Origin of the sequence: Pseudoalteromonas sp. DL2-H2.2, assembly GCF_021532535.1 — a bacterium.
Taxonomy (GTDB): Bacteria; Pseudomonadota; Gammaproteobacteria; order Enterobacterales; family Alteromonadaceae; genus Pseudoalteromonas; species Pseudoalteromonas rubra_A.
Genome location: NZ_JAKGBD010000039.1, coordinates 1 through 1,082 on the forward strand (window position 1 = coordinate 1; position 1,082 = coordinate 1,082).

Annotated in this window: 1 rRNA gene and 1 pseudogene; one reads left to right on the forward strand and one right to left on the reverse strand. The window is 42.4% G+C overall.

Features of this window, described 5'->3' with window-relative positions:
• The first annotated feature begins 94 nt into the window (after positions 1-94).
• Positions 95-209: ribosomal RNA gene (gene rrf, locus L1285_RS23495) — 5S ribosomal RNA — on the forward strand.
• Positions 210-598: 389 nt separating this feature from the next.
• Here rrf and L1285_RS23500 read toward each other — a convergent pair.
• A pseudogene (locus tag L1285_RS23500) lies at positions 599-1,003 on the reverse strand (IS110 family transposase); the annotation flags it as partial.
• Positions 1,004-1,082: the final 79 nt, after the last annotated feature.

Consider the following 1,082-nt stretch of genomic DNA (forward strand, 5'->3'; position numbering starts at 1 on the left):
GTTAGAAGTTAAGAAATAAAGTAGACGAAAGAATTTAATACGCTTTTCCAGATTTTAGTGAGATGTTGATAAACGTCTTGCACAACAGTTTATGCTTGGTAACCATAGCGTTTTGGAACCACCTGACCCCATGCCGAACTCAGTAGTGAAACGAAATAGCGCCGATGATAGTGTGGGGTTTCCCATGTGAAAGTAGGACATTGCCAAGTTCCTAATAAAAGAAACCCGTTGCAGCAATGCAGCGGGTTTTTTGCTATTCGCGATTTAAAACTGTGCCGATGATGCTGGAGATAGAAGAGCATCGCCTATTCATCCATGAAGCTGGTACTAGCAGTCTTTGGACACACTTATATGTACACCTCGACTCTGTCCAGACTTTTTAAGGCCTAGACAACTAATTTTTTATTCTTTGATCAACTGGTTAAGCTGCTTACGTATATCCGGCCTGTTTATAAGGTTCGTCGACCTTTGGCCCTAATGAGAACCGCTCCTCTGCTGCTAATCGTCCTTTCGAACTTGATGTTTCTGTGTGTCTACCAGCGTTCACAGAGGTCGGTTTAACCTGTTAAATCATTACCTTTCTAGCTTAGTAGGTTGGTTACACTACTTTGTACTCTGTTTTGTTTACTAACATTGACCAGATTATCCGTGCTAGCTTATTTGCCACCGCAACCACAGCTTTGTATTTGCCCCGGCGCTCCATGACTTTTTCTGCCCAACTCGATAAGCTGTCATCACTGTGTTTAGCATAACGTAAGACACTCCATGCACCTTGAATAAGCAAGCGCCTGATATATTGATTGCCTCGTTTGGTTATGCCACTTAATTTTTGTTTACCTCCACTGGAGTGCTCTTTAGGGACTAACCCCAAGTTTGAAGAGAAGTGCCTGCCATTTTTAAAGTGCTTACCATCGCCGGCAAAGGCTTTAATTGCTGTGGCCGTGATAGTCGATACACCTTTTATCTTTACCAACCGCTGACAATCTTCATCTGACTTTACTTGTTAGCGCATTAAAGAGTCTACATCACTTAACCGTGCTTCCATTTCTAGCCACTCTTGCCTGATATTGTCTATTAGATGT